This window comes from Streptomyces sp. NPDC005576 (genome assembly GCF_042871745.1).
In the GTDB taxonomy this organism is placed as follows: Bacteria; Actinomycetota; Actinomycetes; order Streptomycetales; family Streptomycetaceae; genus Streptomyces.
The window spans coordinates 356,573-362,484 of record NZ_JBIAJC010000010.1 but is presented as its reverse complement, the minus strand read 5'-3'; the positions used below and the strand labels follow the sequence as shown (position 1 = coordinate 362,484).

Here is a 5,912-nt window from a genome sequence, read left to right as displayed (position 1 = left end):
ACGTTCGGCCCGGTCCGGATGTTCCTCAACCACCACACAGCCGGGCGCAACGCCAAGGACACCGTCGCGAAGAATGGCGTCAGCGGGCTGCCCGGTCCGCTCGCGCACGTCTACCTCGCCCGGTCGGGTGTGGCCACGATGTGCAGCGCAGGGCGGGCCAACCACGCCGGGAAGATGGGTGCCGCCGCCTTCGCCTCGTTCCGCGACGAGAAGACCATCCACCCGATGGCGTCGGCCTCGGCCGGGACGATCGACGGGAACGACGTCTCCTACGGCATCGAGACGGAGAACCTCGGCGACGAGGAGGACGTCTACCCGCGGGTCCAGTACGACGCGTGGGTGCGGATCAACGCCGCCGTGTGCCGCCACCACGGGTGGTCCGCCGAGTCGGTGGGCTGCCACAAGGAAACCAGCGTCGAGGGCAAGGTCGACCCGCGCGGCCCCGTCGAGGGCTACGGCACCCGAGGCCGGTTCGCTTTCACACCGCACCAGTTCCGGGTGGACGTCGCCGAGCGCCTGGAGCACGCGGCGTCCTGGGACCCGCCGACGTCTGACGAGGACGACCACAAGCCCACGCCGCCCACCACCCCGTCGAAGGGAACCCCCGTCGTGGCCACCACGGACAGCAGGGTCGCGGCCCTGCACACCAACCTCACCGCGATCGGTGAGATCGGCACCACCGCAACGGGCACCACATCCGGCCGCGTCGAGCACGCCGCCGGGTACTACCTCGCCCACATCCTCGACGAAGTCCGCCAGCTGCGGACTGAAGTCGCCGCACTCACGAAGGAGTCCTGACCATGGCCGAGCCCCTCCGCCACCTGGGCACCACCCACCTGCTCCGCTACTTCGACACGGCCCACCTCCCCGAGCACCTCCAGGCGGTCAGCGCACCCTGCGGCGACCTCGCCCGCCAGATGGTCGACGCGCTGCCCGACGGGCCGGAACTGTCCGCCGGGCTCCGCAAGCTGCTGGAGGCGAAGGACTGCTTCGTCCGCGCTGCCGTCGACGCGGCCCGGGACGAGTAGCCGTGTCCGTCGACCCGGCCACCGATCCGCATCTGGGCCACCGCCTCTTCGAGCCGCAGGCGCGGGCCGTGATCTACGAGTACCTCGCGGCCCGCGCCGCCGCCCGCCCACCCGTCCCGGAGACCTTCCGGGGACCGAACTGGAAGGACACCCCCTGATGACCGAGACCCCGTTCCCCCTGCCCCACGCCGAGACCGTCACCAAGACCGCGACGACCTACGCACGCGACCTCGCGGAGCGCACCCTCGCCACCGCGGTGGTCGCGGCCGGCGGCGTCGCCATCGCCGCGGGCCCGGGCGACATGTTCCACGCGTCGTTCTGGGAGACCATGGCCACCGCCGGGATCGTCGCCGCCGGGACCCTGCTCAAGGGCATGGCCGCCCGGGCGTTCGGCGCCAAGAACTCGGCGTCCCTCGCCAAGGGGGTCTGATGCTCAGCGCGGCGCCGCGCGGCACGGTGTCCCGGCGCCGCGCCTTCCTCGTGGTACTCGGCGCAGGCTGGTGCAGCTACGGAGCGGCCGGCGTCCTCGCCAACCCGCGCGCTGGCACTGGTGAGTTGCTCGCGGAAATCACCCGGTGGGTACCGATGCCCGTACTCGGCTGGCTCTGGGTCACGGCCGGGGCGGTCGCCATCGGCGCCGGGCTCGCGTCGAACTGCCCGCGCGTCCAGGCCGCCGGGTACGCGGCGCTCGCCGCCGTCGCAGGGCTCTGGGCAGCGGGCTTCGTCCTCGCCATCCCGAGGGCACCGACCGCGTCCGGGTCCGCGTCGATCTGGGTGGCCATCGCGCTCGCGGTGGTCGTGGTGTCGGGCATGGACGACCCGCTGCCACGCTCGATACGAAGGAGGTGGCGCTGATGGACTTCGGTGGGCTGGCTGCGACCGGGGTGGCGCTGATCGTCGGGCTCCTCGGGTGGACACAGTCGCGTGCGACGAACCGACGCGCGGACTTCACCGCGATCACCGAGCGTCTCGACAAGGAGGTCCAGGAGGAGAAGATCCAGCGCCGCCTCCAGGGCAGCTACCTAATGGAACTCCTCCGCTGGGCCCGCTCCGTCGGCCCGTCCACCCCGGCCGGCCCCCCGCCAGACCCGCCCATCGACCTCGACCTCACACCCTGGAACTGACCACCACGCCCCCGTCTGGCCACGTGCCCGGCGGGGGCGTTTCGTCATGCCCGGGCCAGCGGTCCCAGCCTCTCGACGACGGCCATCAGAGTGTCCGCGTGCGTCGGGTCGGTGGCCGCGGCGTGGCCGGCGGCGAAAGCGAGCCAGCTCACAGCGTCCCGAAGTGCGGCTTCCAGCTCGGCGATCCGGGCGTCGTGGGGTTCGGTCACACCTCACCAACGAGCGGCGGTGCGGTACGTTCCGGGATCAGCCACGTCGGGCTGCGACCGCCCCGGTGTACGTCTCTGTGGTCAAGTCCTCCGGGCCGATTCCCAGGTCGGCTAGGACACCACGCACATCCTCCAGGGCCGCGCCCACCTCGGCCTCGGCAACCTGTGTCTCAACCTCCAGGAAGACACCGTCCAGCTCGGGCACCCGAACGAGGGTGGCGAGCATCCGTCGGCCGGACGCCTCGAACTCGTAGTTACGGCACCGCTTCTCGAAGGCGATGGCCGTCCCGTACCCGAGGCCCCGCAGGATCTCGTGCGCCGCCTCTGCGTCCTCGACGACCGTTTCGGACTCGGGCTTCGACCCGGACTCCGCATCGACCACCGCCCCCTTGTAGGTGAGCAGCGTCCGGGTGCTGTCCGCCCCATGGACCGTGCGCAGCCGCAGTTCCTGGCCCGCCGCCTCCAGTGCGCCGTCCGGCCGGTCGTAGTAGGTATCCCGGTACACCTCGACCCGGGCGGGGGCGCGGTCCTCCAGCTGCCGCATCACCGCCTCCGGTGAGTGCACCCGGGCCTTCAGCTCTGCCTCGATCACGCTGCCTCCCTCTGCTCACACCGTGCGCTGCGCACTGGCCAGGATCTCTTCGTACATCCTGGAGAGCCCCCGGAATAGGGGGCCGTGCGGCGTGGCCATGACCTTGTACGTAGCGGACTCATGCCCTTCCCAGCCCGCATCGAACGCGCCGACAAACATGGTGCTGTCGGTCCTGATGACCCGCCAGGTGGGCAGCATGTTGTACCGCCAGACTCCGATGTCGCAAGTGCCCGCGAGTTCGCGCAGCCGTGCCTCGGCGAGCCGGACTCCACCGGCGAGCGACTCGGCAGACTCCCCGATCTCGGCTGCACGCCGGGCCAGAGCGTCACTGTCCGGGTCGAGCAGGGCAACGCGCACCCGGAGCCCCCGGCCACCCTGCTCGCGCGGCAGGCAGGCACGCAGCAGGGAGTCGTTGAGGCCGATCAGCCCGAGCCCTCTTACGGCCAGGACGTCCAGCTGCTCAGCCTCGCGGGCCGCCCGTTGAATCTCGGCAGCCGCCGACCTCTGCGCCTCGTACACCCGGACCACCTCCGGGAAGGCCGCGAGGTCGAAGGCCGCACCGCCGGCGCGCTTCTCCCGGGTCGCGGCCAGGCCCAGGAGGTGCCGGGCGTCGTCCGGCATGGCGAGCCCGTCGGCGATGCGCTCGTACACGTCCAGGCGGGCCACCTCGCGGCGCCCGTTGATGATCTCGTTGACGCGTGCTTGGGTCATGCCCGTGGCCATGGCGATCCGGGACTGGCTCGCGCCGGCGTACTGCTGCACGTGGCGGAACACGGCCCCGATGTCCCGGCCGCGTAAGGCCTGGCGGACGGTGGCGTGCTCCCACGCCCAGCCGGGAAGGTCGATGGGGTGAAGTGCGGTCGGCATGTCTCGACACTCCCGTGTCCACGGCGGGATGAGAATCCATCTCACGGTGAGATTACCGGCGGGGGATGGAACCCGTGGCGTTGTCGTATGAGCCTGGCCGGATGACGCTGCCACCACTGCCTGACCCGTCGCTGCTGCCCGACGCGCAGCAGCGCGGCGCCAGCTGTGTCTGGTGCGCCGCTCCTCTCACGCCGGGAGACGCCCGCGACCTCGGGCCCCGCCCCGACCCGGGGTTCGGCGGCTCCGTCACCTGGTTCCCCCGCTGCTGCCTGACCTGCTGGGAAGGACGGACACGATGACCACCACCGAACAGCCCCTCACCGCCGGAGACCGCGCGTACCGTGCGCTGATCATGCACACCGAGCGGTGCGCAACGTGCCGCGCCAGCAAGACGTGCGACAACGCCACGACGCTCGGCCGGGCATGGAAGGCAGCCCGATGAGGATCTGCATCGACTGCGACCAGGCCATCGTCGGCGAAGGAATCGTCGTCGCCGACGGGCACTCCATGTCCGGGGCCCGACCCGACATGTACGCCCACGTCCTCGGCGACCAGGCGTGCCAGCCGCCCGCGCGCAGCCGCGGCGGACAACACCGGCGAGCGATGGCCGAGGAAGCCGCGCGCCGCCGCTGAGACTCCCGCTCGTGCTCGCGTCGGCGGCGGCCGGGTGCGGGCGGGACTACCCCTCGTCGCGGACGAGGTCGGAGAGCGGCACGCCGATCGCGTCGGCGATCCGGATCAGGTTGTCGAGCCGCGGGCTCGCGTGGCCCTTCTCGATGCGGTTGTACGAGTCAAGCCCGATGCCAGCTCGAAGGCTAACCGCTTCCTGGGTGAGGCCCGCGTGCAGTCGGGCGGCTCGTATCCGGTCGCCGACGGCTCGACGGCGCGCGAGGACACGCTCGTCAGGCATCGGCTGGTGGTGCACCTGCCCACGTTCGCCGCATCAAGATCAGTTGTCTTTATGGTTGACCATAAAACGAGTGATCATGGATGCTGGCGCCCACGAACGGAGACCCATGCATCTGCTGTTCATTCCGCTGGCAGGCCCCGTCGAGAGGCGCGTGCCGCCCGCGCCCCCACGCGGGTCGACCACTCAGTCCTGGACCGACCCCCGGCACGCGGCACTCATAGCCGTCTGGGAGCGCGCGCAGCCGCCCCCTGATGTCGCCGCATTCATCTGGGAGAAGTAGCCGGAGCCCCGGCCGCCATCGGCGGCCGGGGCTCCTCTGCGTCCCAATCACCCCCTCGGGCCAGCAGGGGGCCAGCAAGCGATCTTGAACGATCGGAGAACGACGGAAACCCCAGCTCACACACGCTCTGAGCTGGGGTTTCTCGGTAGGCCGTGTGGGACTCGAACCCACAACCAACGGATTAAAAGTCCGCTGCTCTGACCAATTGAGCTAACGGCCCGTACCGGATCACCCACGAGCATAGCCCGCCCGGACCCGCGAGCCGATCCGGTATCCCGTGATGGGCCGTTGCGCCGGGAAAGTGAGCCGCCCGGAGGCCGAGGGGCGGGCGGATCGTGACCCGGTGCACGGCGGTGGGAGCAGCGGTACGGGCCCGGGTGCCGACGCGCGAGCGCCGGGACGCGCCCACCCACCCGGCCACGTGCCTGCGGTCGGGTGGGTGGGCGCCGGAAAAGGTTCCGTACACGCGCCAGGGCCCGTACGACGCACCCAGAAGGTGGTGTACGGGCCCTGGCGTCGGATCGGACGGCTCGGACTGCCGTCAGGTCGCGGGACCGCCGGTCCGCGGTCCGGACGACCGGTCAGCCGTTGCGCTTCCAGCGGGGCTTGTCGTCACGGCGGCCGAAGCTGCCGGTGCTCGTACCCGTGCTGCCGCCACCGCGGTGGTCGTCGCGGCGGCCCTGCGGGCGGTCGCCGGTGCCACCGGAGCGGAAGCCGCCGGTCGGGCGGTCGTCACGACGGTCGCGGTTGACCGGACGGTCGCCACCGGCGCGGAAGCCGCCGGAGGGGCGGTCGTCACGACGGTCGCCACCCGAGCGGAAACCGCTCGACGGACGGTCGTCGCGGCCCTGGAACGGACGGCCACCACGGTCGCCACCACGGTCGTCACGACGGTCGCCACG

14 protein-coding genes, 1 tRNA gene and 1 pseudogene are annotated in these 5,912 nt (G+C 71.5%); 10 read left to right on the top strand and 6 right to left on the bottom strand.

What is annotated here, in order from left to right; genetic code table 11:
- From ACFYPN_RS20460 to ACFYPN_RS20435, 6 genes are all read left to right on the top strand, one after another.
- On the top strand, positions 1–798 hold a 798-nt coding region (locus ACFYPN_RS20460), incomplete at its 5' end, for an N-acetylmuramoyl-L-alanine amidase (RefSeq protein WP_389299843.1).
- A 2-nt stretch (positions 799–800) separates the two neighbouring features.
- The gene (locus tag ACFYPN_RS20455) at positions 801–1,028 is read left to right on the top strand and encodes a hypothetical protein (protein WP_388640642.1); all 228 of its coding nucleotides are present in this window, start codon (positions 801–803) and stop codon (positions 1,026–1,028) included.
- A 2-nt stretch (positions 1,029–1,030) separates the two neighbouring features.
- Entirely contained in the window at positions 1,031–1,186 is a 156-nt protein-coding gene (locus ACFYPN_RS20450) for a hypothetical protein (protein ID WP_388640639.1), read from the top strand.
- Positions 1,186–1,458: a hypothetical protein gene (locus ACFYPN_RS20445; RefSeq protein ID WP_388640636.1), complete on the top strand. Its 273-nt coding sequence runs from the start codon at positions 1,186–1,188 to the stop codon at positions 1,456–1,458. The genes ACFYPN_RS20450 and ACFYPN_RS20445 overlap by 1 nt, the downstream gene beginning before the upstream one ends.
- A complete protein-coding gene (locus ACFYPN_RS20440) occupies positions 1,458–1,883 on the top strand; it encodes a hypothetical protein (RefSeq protein ID WP_388640634.1) in 426 nt (141 codons plus the stop codon). Before ACFYPN_RS20445 ends, ACFYPN_RS20440 begins: the two co-directional genes overlap by 1 nt.
- A complete protein-coding gene (locus ACFYPN_RS20435) occupies positions 1,883–2,152 on the top strand; it encodes a hypothetical protein (RefSeq protein WP_388640631.1) in 270 nt (89 codons plus the stop codon). The genes ACFYPN_RS20440 and ACFYPN_RS20435 overlap by 1 nt, the downstream gene beginning before the upstream one ends.
- Positions 2,153–2,196: 44 nt before the next feature.
- On the opposite strand, the gene ACFYPN_RS20430 is transcribed toward ACFYPN_RS20435, so the two are convergent.
- From ACFYPN_RS20430 to ACFYPN_RS20420, 3 genes are read right to left on the bottom strand one after another with little or no spacing between them, the layout of a single operon-like run.
- Complete coding sequence (locus ACFYPN_RS20430; RefSeq protein ID WP_388640628.1) at positions 2,197–2,361, bottom strand: hypothetical protein; 165 nt, start codon at positions 2,359–2,361, stop codon at positions 2,197–2,199.
- 37 nt (positions 2,362–2,398) lie between these two features.
- Positions 2,399–2,953 (bottom strand): class IV adenylate cyclase, encoded by a 555-nt coding sequence (gene cyaB / locus ACFYPN_RS20425; RefSeq protein WP_388640626.1) that lies wholly within the window; start codon positions 2,951–2,953, stop codon positions 2,399–2,401.
- Between the two features lie 15 nt (positions 2,954–2,968).
- On the bottom strand, positions 2,969–3,820 hold the full coding sequence (locus tag ACFYPN_RS20420) for a helix-turn-helix domain-containing protein (protein ID WP_388640623.1): 852 nt from the start codon (positions 3,818–3,820) through the stop codon (positions 2,969–2,971).
- Positions 3,821–3,921: 101 nt separating this feature from the next.
- On the opposite strand from ACFYPN_RS20420, the gene ACFYPN_RS20415 reads away from it, so the two are divergent.
- From ACFYPN_RS20415 to ACFYPN_RS20405, 3 genes are read left to right on the top strand one after another with little or no spacing between them, the layout of a single operon-like run.
- Positions 3,922–4,119: a hypothetical protein gene (locus tag ACFYPN_RS20415; protein ID WP_388640621.1), complete on the top strand. Its 198-nt coding sequence runs from the start codon at positions 3,922–3,924 to the stop codon at positions 4,117–4,119.
- The gene (locus ACFYPN_RS20410) at positions 4,116–4,262 is read left to right on the top strand and encodes a hypothetical protein (protein ID WP_388640618.1); all 147 of its coding nucleotides are present in this window, start codon (positions 4,116–4,118) and stop codon (positions 4,260–4,262) included. The genes ACFYPN_RS20415 and ACFYPN_RS20410 overlap by 4 nt, the downstream gene beginning before the upstream one ends.
- Positions 4,259–4,453, top strand: a complete 195-nt coding sequence (locus ACFYPN_RS20405) for a hypothetical protein (protein WP_388640615.1) — start codon at positions 4,259–4,261, stop codon at positions 4,451–4,453. The genes ACFYPN_RS20410 and ACFYPN_RS20405 overlap by 4 nt, the downstream gene beginning before the upstream one ends.
- A gap of 46 nt (positions 4,454–4,499) precedes the next feature.
- Here ACFYPN_RS20405 and ACFYPN_RS20400 read toward each other — a convergent pair whose 3' ends face one another.
- Positions 4,500–4,730: a helix-turn-helix domain-containing protein gene (locus tag ACFYPN_RS20400; protein ID WP_388640613.1), complete on the bottom strand. Its 231-nt coding sequence runs from the start codon at positions 4,728–4,730 to the stop codon at positions 4,500–4,502.
- A gap of 106 nt (positions 4,731–4,836) precedes the next feature.
- On the opposite strand from ACFYPN_RS20400, the gene ACFYPN_RS20395 reads away from it, so the two are divergent.
- Positions 4,837–5,010: a hypothetical protein gene (locus tag ACFYPN_RS20395; protein WP_388640611.1), complete on the top strand. Its 174-nt coding sequence runs from the start codon at positions 4,837–4,839 to the stop codon at positions 5,008–5,010.
- 146 nt (positions 5,011–5,156) lie between these two features.
- Here the strand turns inward: ACFYPN_RS20395 and ACFYPN_RS20390 are convergent.
- Both ACFYPN_RS20390 and ACFYPN_RS20385 read right to left on the bottom strand, forming a co-directional pair.
- Positions 5,157–5,230 (bottom strand) — tRNA-Lys (locus tag ACFYPN_RS20390).
- Between the two features lie 361 nt (positions 5,231–5,591).
- Positions 5,592–5,912 (bottom strand): annotated as a pseudogene (locus ACFYPN_RS20385) (RNA helicase); the annotation flags it as partial.

Excerpts from the sequence above, each read along its gene's own strand:
- ACFYPN_RS20440 (WP_388640634.1), top strand. The coding sequence starts at position 1,458 with ATGCTCAGCGCGGCGCCGCGCGGCACGGTGTCCCGGCGCCGCGCCTTC.
- ACFYPN_RS20420 (WP_388640623.1), bottom strand. The coding sequence starts at position 3,820 with ATGCCGACCGCACTTCACCCCATCGACCTTCCCGGCTGGGCGTGGGAG.
- ACFYPN_RS20410 (WP_388640618.1), top strand. The coding sequence starts at position 4,116 with ATGACCACCACCGAACAGCCCCTCACCGCCGGAGACCGCGCGTACCGT.
- ACFYPN_RS20400 (WP_388640613.1), bottom strand. The coding sequence starts at position 4,730 with ATGCCTGACGAGCGTGTCCTCGCGCGCCGTCGAGCCGTCGGCGACCGG.
- ACFYPN_RS20405 (WP_388640615.1), top strand. The coding sequence starts at position 4,259 with ATGAGGATCTGCATCGACTGCGACCAGGCCATCGTCGGCGAAGGAATC.
- ACFYPN_RS20395 (WP_388640611.1), top strand. The coding sequence starts at position 4,837 with ATGCATCTGCTGTTCATTCCGCTGGCAGGCCCCGTCGAGAGGCGCGTG.
- ACFYPN_RS20415 (WP_388640621.1), top strand. The coding sequence starts at position 3,922 with ATGACGCTGCCACCACTGCCTGACCCGTCGCTGCTGCCCGACGCGCAG.
- ACFYPN_RS20445 (WP_388640636.1), top strand. The coding sequence starts at position 1,186 with ATGACCGAGACCCCGTTCCCCCTGCCCCACGCCGAGACCGTCACCAAG.
- ACFYPN_RS20435 (WP_388640631.1), top strand. The coding sequence starts at position 1,883 with ATGGACTTCGGTGGGCTGGCTGCGACCGGGGTGGCGCTGATCGTCGGG.
- ACFYPN_RS20455 (WP_388640642.1), top strand. The coding sequence starts at position 801 with ATGGCCGAGCCCCTCCGCCACCTGGGCACCACCCACCTGCTCCGCTAC.